This is a genomic window from Trabulsiella guamensis ATCC 49490, assembly GCF_000734965.1.
GTDB classification, from domain to species: Bacteria; Pseudomonadota; Gammaproteobacteria; order Enterobacterales; family Enterobacteriaceae; genus Trabulsiella; species Trabulsiella guamensis.
The window spans coordinates 1-19,920 of the sequence record NZ_JMTB01000058.1; the positions used below are offsets into that span (position 1 = coordinate 1).

20 protein-coding genes are annotated in these 19,920 nt (G+C 54.5%); 8 read left to right on the forward strand and 12 right to left on the reverse strand.

The features are described 5' to 3' along the window. Positions 1 to 133: 133 nt before the first annotated feature. On the reverse strand, positions 134 to 697 hold the full coding sequence (gene gmhB / locus GTGU_RS07580) for a D-glycero-beta-D-manno-heptose 1,7-bisphosphate 7-phosphatase (RefSeq protein WP_038155560.1): 564 nt from the start codon (positions 695 to 697) through the stop codon (positions 134 to 136). A 187-nt stretch (positions 698 to 884) separates the two neighbouring features. On the opposite strand from gmhB, the gene metN reads away from it, so the two are divergent. The 6 genes from metN (at position 885) to proS (ending at position 6,454) form a co-directional block, all read left to right on the forward strand. Further along, positions 885 to 1,916, forward strand: coding sequence for a methionine ABC transporter ATP-binding protein MetN (gene metN / locus GTGU_RS07585; protein ID WP_038155487.1), 1,032 nt, complete (start codon positions 885 to 887; stop codon positions 1,914 to 1,916). Beyond that, the gene (locus GTGU_RS07590; RefSeq protein WP_038155488.1) at positions 1,909 to 2,562 is read left to right on the forward strand and encodes a methionine ABC transporter permease MetI; all 654 of its coding nucleotides are present in this window, start codon (positions 1,909 to 1,911) and stop codon (positions 2,560 to 2,562) included. Before metN ends, GTGU_RS07590 begins: the two co-directional genes overlap by 8 nt. Before the next feature lie 29 nt (positions 2,563 to 2,591). Beyond that, a complete protein-coding gene (locus GTGU_RS07595) occupies positions 2,592 to 3,407 on the forward strand; it encodes a MetQ/NlpA family lipoprotein (RefSeq protein WP_038155490.1) in 816 nt (271 codons plus the stop codon). Between the two features lie 108 nt (positions 3,408 to 3,515). Further along, on the forward strand, positions 3,516 to 3,920 hold the full coding sequence (gene rcsF, locus GTGU_RS07600) for an Rcs stress response system protein RcsF (protein WP_038155493.1): 405 nt from the start codon (positions 3,516 to 3,518) through the stop codon (positions 3,918 to 3,920). After that, positions 3,917 to 4,624: a tRNA (N6-threonylcarbamoyladenosine(37)-N6)-methyltransferase TrmO gene (gene tsaA, locus GTGU_RS07605; RefSeq protein WP_038155494.1), complete on the forward strand. Its 708-nt coding sequence runs from the start codon at positions 3,917 to 3,919 to the stop codon at positions 4,622 to 4,624. The genes rcsF and tsaA overlap by 4 nt, the downstream gene beginning before the upstream one ends. A 111-nt stretch (positions 4,625 to 4,735) precedes the next feature. Further along, positions 4,736 to 6,454, forward strand: coding sequence for a proline--tRNA ligase (proS, locus tag GTGU_RS07610; protein WP_038155496.1), 1,719 nt, complete (start codon positions 4,736 to 4,738; stop codon positions 6,452 to 6,454). Positions 6,455 to 6,492: 38 nt separating this feature from the next. Here the strand turns inward: proS and nlpE are convergent, their stop codons facing one another. From nlpE to GTGU_RS07625, 3 genes are read right to left on the reverse strand one after another with little or no spacing between them, the layout of a single operon-like run. Then, positions 6,493 to 7,191 carry an envelope stress response activation lipoprotein NlpE gene (gene nlpE / locus GTGU_RS07615; RefSeq protein ID WP_038155499.1) on the reverse strand — a complete coding sequence of 233 codons (699 nt, stop codon included), beginning with the start codon at positions 7,189 to 7,191 and terminating at the stop codon, positions 6,493 to 6,495. A 32-nt stretch (positions 7,192 to 7,223) separates the two neighbouring features. Beyond that, positions 7,224 to 7,646 carry an alternative ribosome rescue aminoacyl-tRNA hydrolase ArfB gene (gene arfB, locus GTGU_RS07620; protein WP_038155501.1) on the reverse strand — a complete coding sequence of 141 codons (423 nt, stop codon included), beginning with the start codon at positions 7,644 to 7,646 and terminating at the stop codon, positions 7,224 to 7,226. Next, positions 7,643 to 8,188, reverse strand: coding sequence for a YaeQ family protein (locus GTGU_RS07625; RefSeq protein WP_038155503.1), 546 nt, complete (start codon positions 8,186 to 8,188; stop codon positions 7,643 to 7,645). Before GTGU_RS07625 ends, arfB begins: the two co-directional genes overlap by 4 nt. A gap of 196 nt (positions 8,189 to 8,384) precedes the next feature. On the opposite strand from GTGU_RS07625, the gene GTGU_RS07630 reads away from it, so the two are divergent. After that, positions 8,385 to 8,585, forward strand: coding sequence for a YaeP family protein (locus tag GTGU_RS07630; protein ID WP_038155504.1), 201 nt, complete (start codon positions 8,385 to 8,387; stop codon positions 8,583 to 8,585). Further along, positions 8,572 to 8,832, forward strand: coding sequence for a Rho-binding antiterminator (gene rof / locus GTGU_RS07635; RefSeq protein ID WP_038155505.1), 261 nt, complete (start codon positions 8,572 to 8,574; stop codon positions 8,830 to 8,832). The genes GTGU_RS07630 and rof overlap by 14 nt, the downstream gene beginning before the upstream one ends. A 1-nt stretch (position 8,833) precedes the next feature. Here rof and tilS read toward each other — a convergent pair whose 3' ends face one another. From tilS to lpxA, 8 genes are all read right to left on the reverse strand, one after another. Further along, a complete protein-coding gene (tilS, locus tag GTGU_RS07640; RefSeq protein WP_038155507.1) occupies positions 8,834 to 10,150 on the reverse strand; it encodes a tRNA lysidine(34) synthetase TilS in 1,317 nt (438 codons plus the stop codon). Between the two features lie 64 nt (positions 10,151 to 10,214). Then, complete coding sequence (locus GTGU_RS07645) at positions 10,215 to 10,604, reverse strand: VOC family protein (RefSeq protein WP_038155509.1); 390 nt, start codon at positions 10,602 to 10,604, stop codon at positions 10,215 to 10,217. 60 nt (positions 10,605 to 10,664) lie between these two features. Further along, positions 10,665 to 12,803 (reverse strand): lysine decarboxylase LdcC, encoded by a 2,139-nt coding sequence (gene ldcC, locus GTGU_RS07650; RefSeq protein ID WP_038155510.1) that lies wholly within the window; start codon positions 12,801 to 12,803, stop codon positions 10,665 to 10,667. 99 nt (positions 12,804 to 12,902) lie between these two features. After that, a complete protein-coding gene (gene accA / locus GTGU_RS07655; protein WP_038155513.1) occupies positions 12,903 to 13,862 on the reverse strand; it encodes an acetyl-CoA carboxylase carboxyl transferase subunit alpha in 960 nt (319 codons plus the stop codon). Between the two features lie 12 nt (positions 13,863 to 13,874). Beyond that, the gene (gene dnaE, locus GTGU_RS07660; protein WP_038155515.1) at positions 13,875 to 17,357 is read right to left on the reverse strand and encodes a DNA polymerase III subunit alpha; all 3,483 of its coding nucleotides are present in this window, start codon (positions 17,355 to 17,357) and stop codon (positions 13,875 to 13,877) included. A gap of 32 nt (positions 17,358 to 17,389) precedes the next feature. Next, positions 17,390 to 17,986: a ribonuclease HII gene (rnhB, locus tag GTGU_RS07665; protein ID WP_038155517.1), complete on the reverse strand. Its 597-nt coding sequence runs from the start codon at positions 17,984 to 17,986 to the stop codon at positions 17,390 to 17,392. After that, the gene (gene lpxB / locus GTGU_RS07670) at positions 17,983 to 19,131 is read right to left on the reverse strand and encodes a lipid-A-disaccharide synthase (RefSeq protein WP_038155519.1); all 1,149 of its coding nucleotides are present in this window, start codon (positions 19,129 to 19,131) and stop codon (positions 17,983 to 17,985) included. The genes rnhB and lpxB overlap by 4 nt, the downstream gene beginning before the upstream one ends. Continuing rightward, positions 19,131 to 19,919 carry an acyl-ACP--UDP-N-acetylglucosamine O-acyltransferase gene (gene lpxA / locus GTGU_RS07675; protein ID WP_038155521.1) on the reverse strand — a complete coding sequence of 263 codons (789 nt, stop codon included), beginning with the start codon at positions 19,917 to 19,919 and terminating at the stop codon, positions 19,131 to 19,133. The genes lpxB and lpxA overlap by 1 nt, the downstream gene beginning before the upstream one ends. Position 19,920 lies beyond the last annotated feature (1 nt).

The window sequence follows — 19,920 nt, forward strand, 5'->3', positions numbered from 1 at the left end:
GACTCACCATCGCTGTGTGATGTTTGTCATCAGCGCCGTGTCGATGGAGGCGCATTATAGGGGGCTTGCGAGGAATGACAAGCGGAAAAATTCATTTTTATTTCAACCGCTCATCTTTTCGTCATAACGCTGATTATTTCTGCTTTTTGATCGCGGCAGGCAGATCGGCGAGACTATTAATCACCCAATCGGCTGCTTTTTCAGCCTCTTCGGTCACTGGCTTACCGGTTCGCACGAGCACTTTAGTGCCGACCTCTGCTGCGGTTGCGGCTTGCATATCTTCCAGCTTGTCGCCAACCATGTAAGAGGCCGCCATATCAATGTGCAGATAATCACGCGCAGAGATCAGCATGCCAGGATGCGGTTTGCGGCAATCACACACCTGGCGGAACTCCTCAATGCTTCCTTGCGGATGATGCGGACAATAGTAAATACCATCCAGATCGACACCGCGGTCGGCCAACGACCAGTCCATCCACTCGGTAAGTGTTTCAAACTGCGCTTCGGTAAATTTGCCGCGCGCAATCCCGGACTGGTTGGTCACCAGCACCAGAGCAAAACCCATCTCTTTGAGTTCACGCATGGCATCAATAACGCCATCAATAAATTCAAAATCATCGATTTCATGCACATAACCATGATCAACATTTATCGTGCCATCACGATCGAGAAAAACTGCGGGTACTGACTTTGCCACGATGAGCTCCTGAATATAGCCTGTGCCGCTAGTATCGCATGTTTCGTCACGCAAGAAAGTGCTCATTATTGAAAGCCGGATTGATTTAGACGTCTGGATGCCTTAACATCCATTTCATTGACGGCCATCGTGCACGTCCGGCAGTAAAAAATGCCACGGCTAACATTTAAATGATAATAAATACCTAATGATTAAACTTTCGAATATCACCAAAGTGTTCCAGCAGGGAAACCGTACAATTCAGGCTCTCAATGATGTCAGCCTGCATGTACCTGCCGGGCAAATCTATGGCGTCATTGGCGCCTCCGGTGCGGGTAAAAGTACGTTGATTCGCTGTGTGAATCTGCTGGAGCGCCCGACTCAGGGCAGCGTACTGGTTGACGGCCAGGAGTTGACGACGCTCTCAGAATCCGCACTGACCAAAGCACGTCGCCAGATCGGCATGATTTTCCAGCACTTTAACCTGCTCGCGTCCCGTACCGTTTTTGGTAACGTCTCGCTGCCGCTGGAACTCGATAACACCCCAAAAGATGAAATAAAGCGTCGCGTCACTGAGTTGCTGGATCTGGTCGGCCTGAGCGATAAACACGATAGCTATCCGGCAAATCTGTCGGGCGGTCAGAAGCAACGCGTCGCCATTGCGCGTGCACTGGCCAGCAACCCCAAAGTGCTGCTGTGCGATGAAGCCACCAGCGCGCTTGATCCGGCGACTACACGTTCTATTCTGGAGTTACTGAAAGACATCAACCGTCGTCTGGGCCTGACTATCCTGTTGATTACGCATGAAATGGATGTGGTGAAACGTATCTGCGATTGTGTTGCGGTCATTAGCAATGGTCAGTTGATTGAGCAGGATACGGTGAGCGAAGTATTCTCCCATCCGAAAACCCCGCTGGCGCAGCAGTTCATTCAGTCAACGCTGCATCTGGACATCCCGGAAGATTACCTGGCGCGGCTGAAAGACTTCCCGTTGTCGGACAGCGTACCGATGTTGCGTATGGAATTTACCGGTCAGTCTGTTGACGCCCCGCTACTCTCCGAAACCGCGCGTCGCTTTAACGTGAATAACAATATCATCAGCGCGCAGATGGATTACGCAGGTGGTGTGAAGTTCGGCATCATGCTGACTGAAATGCACGGAACACAACAAGATACGCAAGCCGCCATTGCCTGGCTGCAGGAACACCATGTAAAAGTAGAGGTGCTGGGTTATGTCTGAGCCAATGATGTGGTTACTGGCGCGCGGCGTGTGGGAAACGCTGGCGATGACCTTCGTCTCCGGCCTGTTCGGATTTGTCCTCGGCCTGCCTGTTGGTGTTCTGCTGTATGTCACCCGTCCGGGTCAGATTGTGGAAAATGCGAAGATCTACCGTACCGTTTCGGCGCTGGTGAATATCTTCCGTTCGATTCCTTTTATTATTCTGCTGGTCTGGATGATCCCGTTTACCCGGGTGATCGTCGGCACTTCCATCGGTCTGCAGGCGGCGATTGTTCCACTGACTGTCGGAGCCGCGCCGTTTATCGCCCGTATGGTGGAAAACGCGTTACTGGAAATTCCTACCGGGCTGATTGAAGCGTCCCGCGCTATGGGCGCCACGCCGATGCAGATCGTACGTAAAGTGCTTCTGCCGGAAGCGCTGCCAGGCCTGGTGAATGCGGCTACGATTACCCTTATCACACTGGTGGGTTATTCAGCGATGGGCGGAGCCGTCGGCGCAGGCGGTCTCGGTCAGATTGGCTATCAGTACGGGTATATCGGCTATAACGCAACGGTGATGAATACGGTACTGGTATTATTAGTCGTTCTGGTTTATTTAATTCAATTCTGCGGCGATCGTATCGTCCGGACTGTGACTCACAAATAACGTAATACACAACATACAAAGGAAATAACATGGCGTTCAATTTGAAGACTTTTGCGGCCGTGGGTGCCCTGCTTGGTTCTCTGGCTCTCGTGGGTTGCGGTCAGGATGAAAAAGATCCGAACCACATTAAAGTAGGTATCATTGTTGGCGCTGAGCAGCAGGTTGCTGAAGTCGCGCAGAAAGTGGCGAAAGAGAAATACGGTCTGGATGTTGAACTGGTAACCTTTAACGATTACGTTCTGCCAAACGAAGCGCTGAGCAAAGGCGATATCGATGCGAACGCCTTCCAGCACAAACCGTATCTCGATCAGCAGATCAAAGATCGCGGCTACAAACTGGTACCGGTCGGAAATACTTTCGTGTACCCGATCGCCGGCTACTCCAAGAAAATCAAAACGCTGGACGAGCTGCAGCCGGGCTCCCAGGTTGCTGTTCCGAACGATCCGACCAACCTTGGCCGTTCCCTGTTGCTGCTGCAGAAAGTCGGTCTGATCAAACTGAAAGATGGTGTTGGCCTGCTGCCGACCGTACTGGATATCGAGCAGAACCCGAAAAACCTGAAGATTGTTGAGCTGGAAGCGCCGCAACTGCCGCGTTCTCTGGACGACGCGCAGATCGCGCTGGCCGTTATCAACACCACTTACGCCAGCCAAATCAACCTGACCCCGGCAAAAGACGGCATCTTTGTTGAAGATAAAGAGTCTCCGTACGTTAACCTGATCGTTTCCCGCGAAGATAACAAAGACGCCGAAAACGTGAAGAAATTCGTTGAAGCGTATCAGTCTGACGAAGTGGCCACTGCAGCCGATAAAATCTTTAATGGCGGTGCAGTGAAAGGCTGGTAATCTCCTTCCCCAGTTAATATCATTCAGGACGGGCTTATGCCCGTCTTGTCATTTTGACCAGCACCTGATTCAATAACTGTCTGGTTTACCATTCATTGAGGAAATATTATGCGTGCTTTACCGATCTGTTTACTGGCACTCATGTTAAGCGGCTGTTCCATGCTAAGCAGATCTCCTGTCGAACCCGTACAAAGCACCGCAACGCCGCCTAAAACGGAAACCGTCAAACCCAAAGCGCCACGTCCTGTTCCGGTAAAAATCTATACCAAAGCAGAAGATCTGCTCGGTAAACCTTTCCGCGAGCTGGGTGAAGTCTCTGGTGACTCCTGCCAGGCATCCAATCAGGACTCTCCGCCAAACATTCCGACAGCACGGAAACGTATGCAGATTAACGCTTCAAAAATGAAAGCGAATGCCGTTCTGCTGCACAGCTGTGAAGTCACCAGCGGGACACCGGGTTGCTATCGTCAGGCGGTATGCATCGGTTCGGCCCTCAACGTTTCGGCGAAATGAGTGCGTTTCAGTTTGCGCAAATAGGCGTCATTCGCTCTCCCTATAAAGAGAAGTTTGCCGTTCCCCGCCAGCCGGGGCTGGTAAAAAGCCAGGGTGGCGAACTTCATTTGCTTCCTCCCTACAACCAGGCCGAAGCCGTTCGAGGTCTTGAAGGCTTCAGCCATTTGTGGGTGTTGTTTGTTTTTCATCAGACGATGGACGGCGGCTGGCGTCCTACCGTCAGGCCGCCGCGTCTTGGCGGCAATGCCCGCATGGGGGTTTTTGCCACGCGTTCCACCTTCCGCCCGAATCCGATCGGCATGTCGCTGGTTGAACTGAAAGGCATTCGCTGTCAGCAAGATCAGGTGATCCTGCAACTGGGCAGTCTGGATCTGGTGGACGGCACACCGGTCGTTGACATTAAACCGTACCTGCCTTTTGCTGAAGCGCTGCCGGACGCTACCGCCAGCTACGCGCAACAGGCGCCGCAGGCCAGCATGTCGGTCAGCTTTACCGACGACGTTGAAGCACAATTATTGCAGCTGGAAAAGCGGTATCCGCAGTTGAAAACATTCATTTGCGACGTTCTGGCCCAGGATCCGCGTCCGGCGTATCGAAAAGAGGAAGAAAGCGGGAAAACCTATGCCGTCTGGCTGCTGGATTTCAACGTCCGCTGGCGCGTAAACGGTGACGGATTCGAAGTCTTTGCGCTGGAACCGCGCTAATTTTATTTTTCCTCTCTTTTGGCATCTTTGCCACACTGGTAAACTAAACCACTTTTTTGAATCAGGCTCGCCCTGAGTCTGTTCCAATCGTCCAAATGGAATCGTAACAACATGCGTACTAGCCAATATCTGCTCTCCACTCTGAAGGAGACACCTGCCGACGCCGAAGTCATCAGTCATCAGCTGATGCTGCGCGCCGGGATGATCCGCAAGCTGGCCTCCGGGTTATATACCTGGCTGCCAACCGGCTTGCGCGTCCTGAAAAAAGTCGAAAACATCGTGCGTGAAGAGATGAACAACGCCGGTGCGATTGAGGTGTCTATGCCAGTGGTTCAGCCCGCTGACCTGTGGCAGGAGAGCGGTCGTTGGGAGCAGTATGGCCCGGAGCTGCTGCGCTTTGTTGATCGTGGTGATCGTCCGTTCGTCCTCGGCCCGACCCATGAAGAGGTGATCACCGATCTGATCCGTAACGAGCTGAACTCTTACAAACAGCTGCCGCTGAACTTCTTCCAGATCCAGACCAAGTTCCGTGACGAAGTGCGCCCGCGTTTTGGCGTAATGCGTTCCCGCGAATTCCTGATGAAAGATGCCTACTCTTTCCATACATCACAGGAATCACTGCAGGAAACCTACGATGCGATGTATGCCGCCTACAGCAAAATCTTCTCCCGCATGGGACTGGATTTCCGCGCAGTACAGGCTGATACCGGCTCCATCGGTGGTAGCGCCTCTCATGAATTCCAGGTCCTGGCGCAGAGCGGTGAAGATGATGTGATCTTCTCCGACAGCTCTGATTATGCTGCTAACATCGAATTCGCAGAAGCGCTCGCGCCGAAAACCCCGCGTGCCGCGGCAACACAGGAAATGACGCTGGTTGATACGCCGAACGCGAAAACCATCGCCGAGCTGGTTGAGCAGTTCAATCTGCCGATTGAGAAAACCGTTAAAACCCTGTTGGTGAAAACCGTCGAAGGCAGCGAATATCCGCTGATTGCGCTGCTGGTGCGCGGCGATCACGAACTGAACGAAGTCAAAGCAGAGAAGCTGCCGCAGGTGGCAAGCCCGCTGACCTTCGCTACCGAAGCGGAAATCCGCGCGGTGGTGAATGCGGGTCCTGGCTCCCTTGGCCCGGTGAATATGCCGGTTCCGGTGGTGATCGATCGCACCGTGGCGGCAATGAGTGATTTTGGCGCTGGTGCTAACATTGATGGCAAACACTACTTCGGCATCAACTGGGATCGCGACGTCGCGACGCCAGAAGTGGCCGACATCCGTAACGTTGTTGCAGGCGATCCGAGCCCGGACGGTCAGGGCACGCTGCTCATCAAACGTGGTATCGAAGTGGGTCACATCTTCCAGCTTGGCACCAAATACTCTCAGGCGCTGAATGCTGCCGTGCAGGGTGAAGATGGACGCAACCAGATCCTGACGATGGGTTGCTATGGCATCGGTGTGACGCGTGTGGTTGCCGCGGCGATCGAACAGAACAACGATGAACGCGGTATCGTCTGGCCGGACGCCATTGCGCCGTTCCAGGTCGCGATCCTGCCGATGAACATGCATAAATCCTACCGCGTCCAGGAGCTGGCGGAAAAACTGTATAACGAGCTGCGCGCGCAGGGTATTGAAGTGCTGATGGATGATCGTAAAGAGCGTCCGGGCGTAATGTTCGCTGATATGGAACTGATTGGCATTCCTCACACTATTGTGATTGGTGACCGTAACCTCGACAACGACGATATCGAATATAAATACCGTCGTTCAGGTGAGAAACAGCTGATTAAAACCGGCGATATTCTCAATTACCTGGTTACTGCCATTAAGGGCTAAGCCCATAAAAAAAGCCTCACAATCGCGAGGCTTTTTTATTACTCGTTACAGTCTTTGCCGGGAATAAATTTTGACCCTTTATCCGCCATCAGCGTTTTGGTCATTTCACCGGTATCCGGATTTGGCTCAAGGGTGAAATGCCCTTCGACCACCAGCAAAATAGGTTTTGTTTCGGTACCCCGTGCAACAGCATAATCTCGTTCCAGTTGGGCGTTATTGGCTACCGCGACGCGCTGACCCGTTACACAATCAGTAAAGATGGCGGCGTCAGCCATATAAAAATACATTCCACGCATCGCCATCGGCGTCGTCGGCAGGCTTGCCTTTACGGGTTCAAGCGTATAATTCAGCGTCGATTCGATCGGGTTGCCGTCGCGATCGAGCATTTCCAGTTTATTGCCCTTTGCACGATAGTAGGACTTCTCCCCTTCGCTGTTGGTCAGCACCAGCTTATCCGCCGTGCGCGCCCAGGTACCATATGATGCAAACGAAGACGGTTCGTGCTGCACCCCCTGATAACGTTCGTTCATCACCCAGGTGCCGTCTTTTTCCAGGAACAGCGACGTTTCAATACCTTCGCAATCCGCACAAGGTAATACGCCACGCCAGCTTTGGTGCATCGGGGTTAACTCTTCCGACTGCGGCGCCAGCACTGTATCCACTTCAGCACGGTTATTACAACCAATGAGTGCAAAGAGCGTGCACGCTGCCGCCACTGTTAATATCGCTTTCTTCACCTTGAATTCCTTATTCTCAATGATTTTCTTCGTCACGACGAGGTGTGACGAACCTTTCCGCGCAGCGCTTTCACCGAGGATTTCTGAGCCTTTGAGGCCAGTCTGCGTTCTTTCGACGCTTTTGTAGGCCGGGTTGATTTACGATGCTTCTGCACGGCGGTTAATTCTTTTATGACGCTCACCAGGCGAGCCAGTGCGGCTTCCCGATTCATCTCCTGGCTGCGGTATTCCTGCGCCTTTATCACGATCACGCCATCTTCAGAAATTAAATGATGGCTGGCGGTCAGCAGGCGCTCCTTGTAGTACTCTGGCAGGCTTGAGGCCCGAATGTCAAAGCGCAAATGTATGGCCGTTGAGGCTTTGTTAACATGCTGTCCGCCCGCGCCCTGCGCACGGATCGCCGTAATTACCACTTCATCGTCAGCCAGGGAGACATTCCGCGAGAGGGTGATCATGCCTGCTGTTGCCAGGGGGTTAAATGAATTTCCAGATTATTCTGATCATCCGACAACCAGATGGCGCCATCCTGCAGCGTCGCCTGCAACGTCATGGTACGTGCGGCAAAGGCACTCAGTTGCGCTAACTGGGCGTCATCGAGATACCAGATCGACAGATTATCGAACGAGGCCATCTTTGCCTGATTCTGCTGCCACCAGACTTCCGCCGCGCGGCTGTTATAGGTGAACAGCGCCACCGACTGCGAACGGGAGCAGGCTTTTTTGATACGGCGTTCGTCCGGCAGCCCCAGTTCAATCCATAAATCAATCGCTAAGTGATCGTTTAACAGCCAGAGCTCCGGTTCATCATCTGCACTTAACCCGCGTGTGAACTGCAACCGCTCATCAGCATATTTGAGCCACGCCAGCAGGCGCAGCATCATTCGCTCTTCGGTTTCCGAAGGGTGACGCGCCAGCGTCAGGTTAGCATCCAGAAACTGATTACGGTCGAGGTCGGCAACGTTCACTGTCGCCTTATAAATTGTCGCTTTCAGCGCCATGAGGTCACTCCTGCAAAATTGGCGGTTATTGTAACGAAATCCGTGACAAAAGGCTGTCACGAATTCGCGGAGTTAACGCTCATCCTGCTGATATTGCTTTGATGGGTATGGTATAGTCACCTTGCTAAACAGAGTTTATCTTCGTAGGCTTAAACTTGCATCCCACGGTTAAGTCAGAACGCTGACAGGAGGGCATGTGGAAAAGTATTGTGAGTTAATACGCGCGAGATATGCGGAAATTGCCAGCGGAGATTTAGGGTATATCCCGGATGCGCTGGGTTGTGTGCTGAAGGCATTGAACGATGTTGCATCTGATCATGCCATTTCAGAGTCGGTCAGGGAAAAAGCAGCCTATGCCGCTGCGAACTTACTGGTGAGCGATTATGTCAATGAATGATACTTATCAACCCATCAATTGTGATGACTATGACAATCTCGAACTCGCCTGCCAGCATCATCTTATCCTGACGCTGGAGCTGAAAGATGGTGAAGTCCTGAAAGCGAAGGCCAGTGACCTGCTATCACGCAAAAACGTGGAGTATCTGGTCGTCGACGTCTCCGGTGAAACCCGGGAGCTACGTCTTGATAAAATCGCCAGCTTCAGTCATCCGGAAATCGGCACCGTTGTAGTCAGCGAGTCGTAATTTATGAACGGGCAGGCAACTGCCCGTTTTTTATCCATTCCAGTTGTACGCCATTTCCCTCGTCTGTCAGACCGTCCTGTGTCACAAACTGCCCCGCCGCTGCAATCAATTCCTCACCATAAAACAGCAGCGGCGTTGTGTCCCGCAGCCAGGGCGCAACGCCCAGCTCCTGCCAGATTTTTTTCAACTTACGACGCCCGTTGCGCCCCGCGATGCGCAGCATGCCTGGTGCTTTAAACCGCACGCTGACGATTTCATCGTCCGCTGGCGCGCGAATCGCCCCCCCCGGCGTCAGTCGCAACTGACCGAGATTATCCGGTAGCGTGAGTACTGATGACGGCGACGGCCAGGCAAGCACGCAGTCCGTCTGACTGACATGAGACTTCAGCCACCACAGGCGCTGCCGGAAACGACGTATTTCAAACTCGCCAAACCGCAGGCTGGGGTTCGCGTCCTCGCGGGCTTGCGCCACTTCACCCCAGAGCCGTTGCAGTTGCTCTCTGGATGGCATCGGCGCCTGCTGTTGCGCCAGCCAGCGCCGCAACAGCGCCGCGCGGCGTACCTCACTGACGCGCTCCAGTGGCGCGATGGCAAGCGCGCCTTCGCTGTCCGTCAGCGTCGCCAGTTCATCGGTCAGCAACTCATCCAGCAATTTTTCCTGCTCGCCACACAGTTGCGCACTACGCGCCACCGCATCGGCAAAATGCGGCCAGCGCTCAGTAAGCGCAGGCACCACACGCAGACGCAGAAAATTACGGTCGTAGCTATCATCCTGATTCGATTCGTCTTCAATCCAGCTCAGCGCATGATCCTGTGCCCATTGCAACAGCGTTGCGCGGGAGGTATTCAGTAACGGGCGCAGTAGTTTCGTTCCGGCAAAGTCCGCTGCGGCAGGCATCGCCGATAATCCCGCCGGCCCGCTGCCGCGCTTTAACGCCAGCAAAAAAGTTTCACACTGATCGTTCAGATGCTGTGCCGTGACCAGTACTTCACCAGGCGCCAGCGCCTCACGAAAAGCGGTGTAACGCGCCAGTCGCGCATGCGCCTCCGTTCCCTTTCCTTCATCCACCAGTGTGACGCGGACTACCTCCAGCGGGATCGCCCACTGCGCACAAAGCTGCTGGCAATGTGTCACCCAGTCATCAGCATTCGCGCTAAGGCCGTGATGAATATGAATCGCGCGCAACTGGATATCCGGGTTCTCCTGCCGCCAGCACATCAGCTGATGCAGCAGCACGGTAGAGTCAAGCCCACCGCTAAACGCGACCAGGAAACGGCGCCAGGGAGAGAGAAATTGAGCGATTGCCGGGGTTGTCATGATGGTATTGCATTAAAGAAGCCTAACCCGGCACGTTACCGGGCTAAGTCTGTGATGACAAGCGTTATTGCTGATAGAGTTCCAGCGGCAGACCGTCCGGGTCATTGAAAAAGGTAAAGCGCTTATCGGTAAAAGGATCGACGCGAATCGCTTCGCAGCGCACGCCTTTACCCTCGAGGTGAGCGACAGCCTGATCGATATCCTCCACGCTAAACGCCAGATGGCGCAATCCGCAGGCTTCCGGGCGACTCGGGCGCGCTGGCGGAAACGGAAAGGAGAACAGTTCAATCACATATTGCCCGTTCAGCGCCAGATCGCCTTTCCATGAGTCGCGCGCTTCGCGATACGCTTCACTCTGCAGAGTAAAACCGAGAATGTCGCAGTAGAACGCTTTGCTCTTCGCGTAATCCGACGCAATGATGGCAATATGGTGAACCTGTTTTAAACCCAGCATGGAAATCCTCCTTAAAGTATCCCTGCACGTTACTCGCCCGTGACCAGGACGCGCAACCCTTCAGTCATTTTTTAAGACTCGTACCCGATAGATACCGTCCTCACCACGACGCGCGCCATGGATGTCGGTTTCAAACCCGGGATAGTGATGCCCGATGGAACACAGCATCAGCAGGAAGTCGAGCACCGACCGACTCTCTTCGGTAATCATCTCACCCGGCATCAGCAACGGCACGCCCGGCGGATAAGGCAGGATCATATTCGCCGAAACGCGGCCCACCAGATGTTCGAGTTCGATGGTTTCCACTTCGCCTTTGATCTGCCGTTGCCACGCCTGATGGGGCGTCATGACCATCTGCGGGAGCACATCAAATGCGCGCAGCATCAGGTGCGAAAGCTGATGCTGGCGGATCAACGAGTGGATCCCCTGAGCCAGATCCTGAATACGCATGTTGCGGTAGAAGTCAGGATCTTCAGCATAGAGATCAGGTAGCATATTTTTGACGCGCAAATTGAGATCGTAAGCGCGTTTAAATTCCGTCAGCCCTCGCAACAGCCCCATTGCCCGGGTTTTATCAATGCCGATGCTGAACAAGAACAGCAGGTTGTAGGGTCCGGTTTTTTCCACCACCACGCCGCGTTCGTCGAGGAATTTCGCCACCAGCGCCGCCGGGATCCCCTCATCGCTCATCTTGCCCTGCTCATCCATGCCCGGCGTGAGGATGGTGACTTTTACCGGGTCGAGAAACATATGGTCAGCGTCGGCATCGGCAAAACCGTGCCAGTCTTCACCAGGTGCCACCGGCCAGCACTCCGCTTCGTCGACCGCTTCTGGCTGCCAGATATCAAAGAACCAGCCGTCTGATTCTTCTCTCAGTCGCTGAACCTCTTTACGGAAGTGCAGCGCGCGCTCGACCGAGCGATGAATCAGCCGCTTGCCAGAGTTTCCTCGCAGCATCGCCGCCGCCGTTTCAATCGAGGCGACAATGGGATAACTCGGCGACGTTGAGGTATGCATCATAAATGCTTCGTTAAACGTCTCTTCGTCATAATCCCCTTTGATATGAATCAGCGAAGCCTGCGACAACGCTGCGAGCATCTTGTGCGTTGATTGCGTCTCATAAATCACTTTGCCCGGCACCCGGTCACCGCTCATCCCGCTTTTTCCCTGATAAATCGGATGAAAATGCGTATAGGGCACCCAGGCGGAATCAAAATGAATGGAAGGGACATCCAGCGTCTGTTTAATCCAGGTGGTGTTGTATAACAGGCCGTCATAGGTCGAATTGGTGATCACCGCATGCACTGGCCACTGCGCCTGTGGCGTGGTCGCCACTTTTTGCGCGAGGCTATCACGGGTGAATTCGCGCCGCGGAATGCCACCCAGGATCCCCAGCGCATTGCGTGTGGGCTTTAACCACAGCGGCACGACATCGCTCATCATCAGCAGATGCGCCAGCGATTTGTGGCAGTTGCGGTCGACAAGCAGCGTACTGCCCGCCGGCGCGGCATACATGCCGATGATCTTGTTCGAGGTGGAAGTACCATTGGTCACCATGTAACTCTGCTCCGCACCGAACGTGCGGGCGATATACTCTTCCGCTTCGAGATGCGGACCAGTGTGATCAAGCAGCGAGCCCAGTTCCGTTACCGAAATCGACACATCTGCTTTCAGTGTATTCCCGCCGAAAAAATCATAAAACAGGCAGCCTACGGGGCTTTTCTGATAGGCCGTACCGCCCATATGCCCTGGCGTGCAGAAGGTGTATTTGCCCTCTTTCACATACGTGAACAGCGCGCGGGTAAATGGCGGCGTGATGTTATCCAGATACTCACCAGTGTACTGCCGGATGCGGGTGGCGATGTCTTCCGCCTGACCCAGCGCATACTCAAAGAACCACAACGCCATGCGCATGTCATGGACCGAGACGTCCATCGTCGAGTGAGTATCGATAAAAGCATAGAGCGGGAGATATTCATTCAGTTGGTTTATCTCACTGCACAGATCGACGCTGTATTCATCCCAGTCGAAGATCACGCCGCAAATACGTGGATTATGCTCAATAAACTTAATCAGATCCGCGCTGTTTTGCGGCCAGATGGTTTTGAATCCCTGCCGCGCCAGCGCCGCTTCCAGTTCTTTGATCGGCTCGTCTTTGTGGTAGACCCCGTGAGGTCCCATGATGGCAATAATATTCACGTATTCCTCCTGGAAAACCTTTAGCTAATCATAGCCTGGCTGCATCGCAGACATAAAAAAAGCCGCACAGGGGTGCGGCTTTTCGGAAGGCTCTGTCGGTTATGCGTAACCGTAGCTCATCAGGCGTTGATAGCGGCGGTTAAGCAGGTCTTCTTTGCTCAACACGTCGAGATCAGCGAGATCAGCCAGCAGCTGCGCTTTCAGACTCGCCGCGATCGCTTCCGGGTTGCGGTGTGCGCCACCCAGCGGTTCCGGAATGATGGAATCGATCAGCTTCAGCTCTTTCAGACGTGGGGCGATAATGCCCATCGCTTCTGCGGCCAGCGGTGCTTTGTCAGCGCTTTTCCACAGAATTGACGCGCAGCCTTCTGGCGAGATCACCGAGTAGGTGCTGTACTGCAGCATGTTCACTTTGTCACCCACGCCAATCGCCAGTGCGCCGCCGGAGCCGCCTTCACCGATAACGGTACAGATGGTCGGTACTTTCAGGCGCGACATTTCACGCAGGTTACGGGCGATTGCTTCAGACTGCCCACGCTCTTCCGCGCCCACACCAGGATAAGCGCCCGGGGTGTCGATGAAAGTGATGATCGGCATGTTGAAGCGTTCAGCCATTTGCATCAGGCGCAGCGCTTTACGGTAACCTTCCGGTGCCGGCATACCAAAGTTACGACGAATTTTCTCTTTGGTTTCGCGACCTTTCTGATGACCAATGATCATCACCGGACGCCCGTCCAGACGCGCAATCCCGCCGACAATCGCTTTGTCGTCGGCGTAAGCGCGGTCACCGGCCAGCTCGTCGAATTCGTCGAACGCTAGGCGGACATAATCCAGGGTATATGGGCGTTGTGGATGGCGCGCCAGCTGGGCTACCTGCCATGCACCAAGATCGGCGAAGATTTTGCGCGTCAGTTCTACGCTTTTTTCACGCAGACGATGCACTTCTTCATCGATGTTAATATCCAGTTTCTCATCCTGACGGCTTACTGCTGTCAGGGAATCGATTTTCGCTTCCAGCTCGGCGATCGGCTGTTCGAAATCAAGGAAATTCAGACTCATAGTATTCCTGTATTAGTCAAACTCCAGTTCCACCTGCTCCGGGCCGATAAGGCCACGCAGATCGTTGAGTAAACGATCGCTCGGAGAGACACGCCAGGTTGCGCCAAAACGCAACCGCGCGCGTGCATCCGCTCTCTGATAGTAGAGATGCACTGGAATGGTCCCCGAACGGTGGGGTTCCAGAGACTGGCGGAGACGGTTTAAAAGCTGGTCATCAATTTGCCTGTCCGTCAGCGAGATAGCAAGCCCGCGTGCATATTTTTCCCGGGCTTCGTCAATGTCCATCACTTCGCGGGCGGTCATTTTAAGCCCCCCGCTGAAGTCATCAAAGCTGACCTGTCCGCTGACGATAAGTATGCGGTCTTTTTCCAGCAAATGCTGGTATTTATCCAGGGCGTCCGTGAACAACATCACTTCAAGCCGCCCGGAACGGTCATCCAGCGTACAGATGCCGATACGATTGCCGCGTTTGGTGACCATGACCCTCGCGGCAATCACGAGCCCCGCCGCCGTGGTGACTTTACCACGTTCGGTCGGATGCATGTCTTTCAGCCGATAACCTCCGACATAGCGCTCAATTTCTTTCAGATACTGGGTGATCGGGTGGCCTGTCAGGTACAGCCCTAACGTTTCACGCTCGCCATCCAGTACGATTTGCTCCGGCCAGGGCTGACAACTGGCATAGGATTGCTCAATCTGCTCAGGCTCTTCCGCCAGCACACCAAACATATCCGCCTGGCCGATAGCCTCGGCTTTGGCGTGTTGATCAGCTGCTTTCAACGCATCGCTGAGCGAATTCATCAACGCCGCGCGGTGCGGGCCGAGCCGGTCAAACGCCCCGGACATGATCAGTTTTTCCAGCACACGGCGGTTGAGTTTTTTGGTGTCGGTGCGGGCGCAGAGATCAAACAGCTCGCGGAAGTAACCGCCTTCGTTACGCGCTTCGAGGATCGCTTCGATCGGACCTTCGCCGACGCCTTTAATCGCCCCAATGCCATAGACGATTTCACCGTCGTCATTGACGTGGAAATGGTACAGGCCAGAGTTGATATCCGGCGGCAGGATCTTAAGCCCCATCCGCCAGCACTCATCCACCAGCCCCACGACTTTCTCGGTGTTGTCCATATCGGCGGTCATAACTGCCGCCATAAACTCGGCCGGATAGTGCGCCTTCAGCCACAGCGTCTGGTAGGAGACCAGCGCATAGGCGGCGGAGTGAGATTTGTTAAATCCATAACCGGCGAATTTCTCCACCAGGTCGAAGATTTTCATCGCCAGTTCGCCATCAACGCCGTTTTTCTTTGCCCCTTCTTCAAAGGTGCCGCGCTGCTTAGCCATCTCTTCTGGTTTCTTCTTACCCATCGCACGACGCAGCATATCCGCACCACCCAGCGTATAGCCGGAAAGCACCTGGGCAATCTGCATTACCTGTTCCTGATACAAGATAATGCCGTAAGTCGGCTCCAGCACCGGTTTCAGGCTCTCGTGCTGCCACTGAACATCCGGGTAGGATATCTCTTCGCGCCCATGCTTACGGTCGATAAAGTTATCTACCATCCCCGACTGCAACGGTCCCGGACGGAACAGAGCTACCAGCGCGATCATATCTTCGAAGCAGTCAGGCTGCAGACGCTTGATCAGGTCTTTCATGCCGCGAGATTCAAGCTGGAATACCGCTGTAGTTTCCGAGCGCTGCAGCATGTCGAAACTTTTCTTGTCATCCAGCGGAATGGCGGCGATATCGAGCGGCGGCTCGCCGTTTTTCTCACGACGGGCGTTGATCATCTCCAGCGCCCAGTTGATGATGGTGAGCGTACGCAGACCGAGGAAGTCGAATTTGACCAGCCCGGCATACTCTACGTCATTTTTATCAAACTGGGTCACCGGATGCTGACCGGCTTCATCGCAGTACAACGGGGCGAAATCGGTGATTTTGGTCGGCGCGATCACCACACCACCGGCGTGTTTACCGGCGTTACGCGTGACACCTTCCAGCTTACGCGCCATGTCGATCAGCGCTTTGACCTCTTCGTCTGCCTCATAGATCTCCGGCAGTTGCGGCTCGGCTTCAAACGCTTTCGCCAGCGTCATGCCCGGGTCGGGTGGCACCAGTTTAGAGATGCGATCGACGAAACCATACGGGTGCCCCAGCACACGGCCCACGTCACGAATAACCGCTTTCGCCGCCATCGTACCGAAGGTAATAATCTGGGAGACCGCGTCGCGGCCGTACATGTCGGCCACGTGCTCGATGACCTGGTCACGTTTCTCCATGCAGAAGTCGACGTCAAAGTCAGGCATAGAGACACGTTCCGGGTTAAGGAAACGTTCGAACAGCAGATCGAACTCGAGAGGGTCAAGATCGGTAATTTTCAGCGCGTAGGCCACCAGCGAACCCGCGCCAGAACCTCGCCCTGGCCCAACCGGCACACCGTTATCCTTCGACCACTGGATAAACTCCATCACGATGAGGAAGTAGCCGGGGAACCCCATCTGGTTGATCACCTGGAGTTCGACATCCAGACGCTTATCATATTCCGGACGGCGTTTTACGCGCTCTTCCGGGTCAGGGAAAAGAAATTCAAGACGCTCTTCCAGACCTTCTTTCGATTTGGCGACCAGGAAATCTTCAGTGGTCATTTCACCGGTCGGGAACTGCGGCAGGAAGTATTCGCCTAAACGCACGGTCACGTTGCAGCGTTTAGCGATCTCAACGCTGTTTTCCAGCGCTTCAGGAATGTCTGCGAACAGCTCACACATCTCTTCTTCAGTACGCATGTACTGTTGTGCGGAGTAGTTGCGGGGGCGTTTGGGATCGTCAAGCGTAAAGCCGTCGTGGATCGCGACGCGAATTTCATGGGCGTCAAAATCACCGGCATCAATAAACCGTACGTCATTCGTCGCCACTACCGGCAGTCCGCGCTCTTCAGCGAGGTTTACCGCTGCGTGCAGGTAGTTTTCTTCGTCAGCACGACCGGTGCGAATCAGTTCAAGGTAGTAACGATCAGGAAAGTGTTCTTCATAAAACGATACGCACTGATCAACCAGCACCATATTACCGCGCAGCAGGCTACGACCCACGTCGCCCATCCGCGCGCCTGAAAGTAAAATCAGCCCGTCGTTATGCTCGACCAGCCAGTCACGGTCGATCCACGGTCCCTGCGCGCCATAACCGCGCTGGTAAGCCCGGGAAATCAGTAGCGTCAGGTTCTGGTAACCCGTGTTATTGGCGGCCAGCACCGTCAGTTCAGTCAGTTCGTCGCCCAGCAGCTCACTCTGGACGTGAAAATCAGCGCCGACGATCGGCTTCATGCCGGCACCGTGCCCCGCTCCGTAGAACTTCACCAGCCCGCACAGGTTGGTGAAATCGGTGATCGCCAGCGCAGGCATGCCGAGCGAGGCCGCCTTTTTCACCAGCGGCCCGGTCTTCGCCAGCCCATCGATCATGGAGTAGTCACTGTGCACCCGCAGGTGTACGAAACGTGGTTCAGCCATCTTCAGATTCCGCGTTGCTTAATCGCGCCCGGTCAGGACACCAGACCCAGCGCACGTTTTACCGGGGCAAAACTGCGTCGATGGTGCTCGGTCGCACCGTGTTCGGCCAGCTTCTCCAGGTGGAAAGCGGTAGGATACCCTTTATGCTGTGCAAAGCCATACTGGGGAAAGTTGAGATCCAGCGCCGTCATTTCCGCATCACGCGTCACTTTCGCCAGAATCGACGCGGCGCTGATTTCCTGTACCCGGCTGTCACCTTTGACTACCGCCATTGACGGCATGGACAGCGCCGGGCAGCGGTTACCGTCGATCAATACATATTCAGGTGCAATCGTTAACCCGGCGACAGCGCGCTGCATCGCCAGCATCGTGGCGTGCAAAATATTCAGTTCATCGATCTCATGCGGCTCTGCACGGCCAAGACTCCAGCACAGAGCTTTTTCAGTGATTTCGTCAAACAGCGCGAGACGGCGCTTTTCAGAGAGTTTTTTGGAGTCGTTGAGGCCTGTGATCGGGCGCGCGGGATCAAGGATCACCGCCGCTGTCACAACCGCGCCCACCAACGGGCCACGACCAACTTCATCCACACCCGCCACCAGGTGCGTGTGTGGATAGATAAATTCCATCATTGTGCTAACTCCAGTACCGCATCGGCGGCCTGCTCATCCGCATTGCAGCGGATTTGCTGATGCAGTTCTCGGAAAGTGTCATGCATTTCATGGCTGGTTTTGCCGTTGGCCAGCAACGGCATCAGCGCGTCGGCCAGCGCCTGCGGCTGACAGTCGTCCTGCAACAGCTCTTTCACCAGTTCACGCCCGGCAAGCAGATTCGGCAGCGAAACGTAGTCTGTTTTCACTAAACGCTTCGCCAGCCAGAACGTAAACGGTTTCATGCGATAGCCCACGACCATCGGGCATTTTGCCAGCATACATTCCAGTGCCGCCGTGCCGGAAGCGAGCAATGCCGCATCACTGGCGACCATCGCCTCGCGCCCTTTGCCGTCAAGCAAATGCACGCGGAGATCAGGGGCGACCTCAGCTTTAATCCGTTCAAACTGTTCACGACGCTTCGCATTAACCAGCGGCACCACGACTTCAAGATCGGGATAATGATTACGCAAGATCTGCGCCGTTTTCAGGAAATCTGCGCTGAGCATTTCCACTTCTGCGCCGCGGCTGCCAGGCAGTAACGCGAGACAATGGGCATCGTGCGGGATACCCAGTACATCACGCGCCGCGTTTTTATCGGGATCCAGTGGCATGGCGTCAGCCATGGTGTGGCCGATAAACCGACACGGAACATTGAAACGGTCATAAAACGCTTTTTCGAAAGGCAGGAAAGCGAGCACCAGGTTGGTGGATCTGCCGATTTTGAAAACACGTTTTTGTCGCCAGGCCCACACGGACGGGCTGACGTAATGAATGGTTTTGATCCCCTGCTTTTTCAGGTTACCTTCAAGGGTAATGTTAAAATCAGGCGCATCAATACCTACGAAAACATCGGGTCTGAGTTCGGTAAAGCGCTGAGTGAGATCGGCGCGGATATGCAGCAAACGACGCAGACGGCCCAGCACCTCGACAACGCCCATCACCGCCAGCTCTTCCATTTCATACCAGGCTTCACAACCTTCCGCCTGCATCAACGGACCCGCTACACCGACAAAGCGTGCGTTGGGAACCCGCGCTTTCAGTGCGCGGATAAGACCTGCACCGAGAATATCGCCGGAGGTTTCTCCGGCGACCAGGGCAATTGTCAGAGGACGCTGTTCCGCCATTAACGAATCAGTCCACGGGTCGAGCGTTCGAAGAACTCAGTGAACGCTTTGACTTCCGAATACTGTTCGGCCAGGGCTTCAATCTCTGGTTTGGCTTCTTCCAGCGTTTTACCGCTACGGTACAGCTGTTTGTACGCGTTACGGATCGCCGTAATCGCCTCACGGCTAAAGCCGCGACGCTTCAGCCCTTCGATGTTGACACCGAAAGGTGTGGCGTGGTTGCCCTGCGCAATAACATACGGCGGTACATCCTGAGCAACGCCAGAACAGCCGCCAACCATCACATGCGCTCCAATGATGCAGAACTGATGGATGGCCGTCATACCACCGATAATCGCGAAATCATCAATCGATACGTGTCCCGCCAGTGTGGCATTGTTGGCGAGAATGCAGCGATTCCCCACGGTGCAGTCATGCGCCACATGCGCGTTGACCATCAGCAGGTTATCGCTGCCCACCTTCGTCAATCCGCCGCCCTGTACTGTGCCGCGATGAATGGTCACGCTTTCGCGGATGCGGTTACGGTCGCCGATTTCCACACGCGTCGGTTCACCAGCATATTTCAGATCCTGGTTAACTTCCCCGATGGAAGCGAACTGATAGATCACGTTGTCATTACCGATCTTAGTATGACCGTTAACGACGACATGAGATTTCAGTACGGTGCCCTCGCCGATTTCAACATTCGGGCCAACAATACAAAACGGACCAATATGGGCACTGGCACCAATGACGGCACCCTCTTCCACAATGGCGGTTGGATGAATAAAGGCGGTTTTATCAATCACG

Bases quoted from the DNA above. Each gene is read 5' to 3' on its own strand.
- metN (WP_038155487.1), top strand. From the start codon at position 885: ATGATTAAACTTTCGAATATCACCAAAGTGTTCCAGCAGGGAAACCGT.
- GTGU_RS07590 (WP_038155488.1), top strand. From the start codon at position 1,909: ATGTCTGAGCCAATGATGTGGTTACTGGCGCGCGGCGTGTGGGAAACG.
- GTGU_RS07595 (WP_038155490.1), top strand. From the start codon at position 2,592: ATGGCGTTCAATTTGAAGACTTTTGCGGCCGTGGGTGCCCTGCTTGGT.
- rcsF (WP_038155493.1), top strand. From the start codon at position 3,516: ATGCGTGCTTTACCGATCTGTTTACTGGCACTCATGTTAAGCGGCTGT.
- tsaA (WP_038155494.1), top strand. From the start codon at position 3,917: ATGAGTGCGTTTCAGTTTGCGCAAATAGGCGTCATTCGCTCTCCCTAT.
- proS (WP_038155496.1), top strand. From the start codon at position 4,736: ATGCGTACTAGCCAATATCTGCTCTCCACTCTGAAGGAGACACCTGCC.
- arfB (WP_038155501.1), bottom strand. From the start codon at position 7,646: ATGATCACCCTCTCGCGGAATGTCTCCCTGGCTGACGATGAAGTGGTA.
- GTGU_RS07625 (WP_038155503.1), bottom strand. From the start codon at position 8,188: ATGGCGCTGAAAGCGACAATTTATAAGGCGACAGTGAACGTTGCCGAC.
- rof (WP_038155505.1), top strand. From the start codon at position 8,572: ATGTCAATGAATGATACTTATCAACCCATCAATTGTGATGACTATGAC.
- tilS (WP_038155507.1), bottom strand. From the start codon at position 10,150: ATGACAACCCCGGCAATCGCTCAATTTCTCTCTCCCTGGCGCCGTTTC.
- GTGU_RS07645 (WP_038155509.1), bottom strand. From the start codon at position 10,604: ATGCTGGGTTTAAAACAGGTTCACCATATTGCCATCATTGCGTCGGAT.
- accA (WP_038155513.1), bottom strand. From the start codon at position 13,862: ATGAGTCTGAATTTCCTTGATTTCGAACAGCCGATCGCCGAGCTGGAA.
- dnaE (WP_038155515.1), bottom strand. From the start codon at position 17,357: ATGGCTGAACCACGTTTCGTACACCTGCGGGTGCACAGTGACTACTCC.
- rnhB (WP_038155517.1), bottom strand. From the start codon at position 17,986: ATGATGGAATTTATCTATCCACACACGCACCTGGTGGCGGGTGTGGAT.
- lpxB (WP_038155519.1), bottom strand. From the start codon at position 19,131: ATGGCGGAACAGCGTCCTCTGACAATTGCCCTGGTCGCCGGAGAAACC.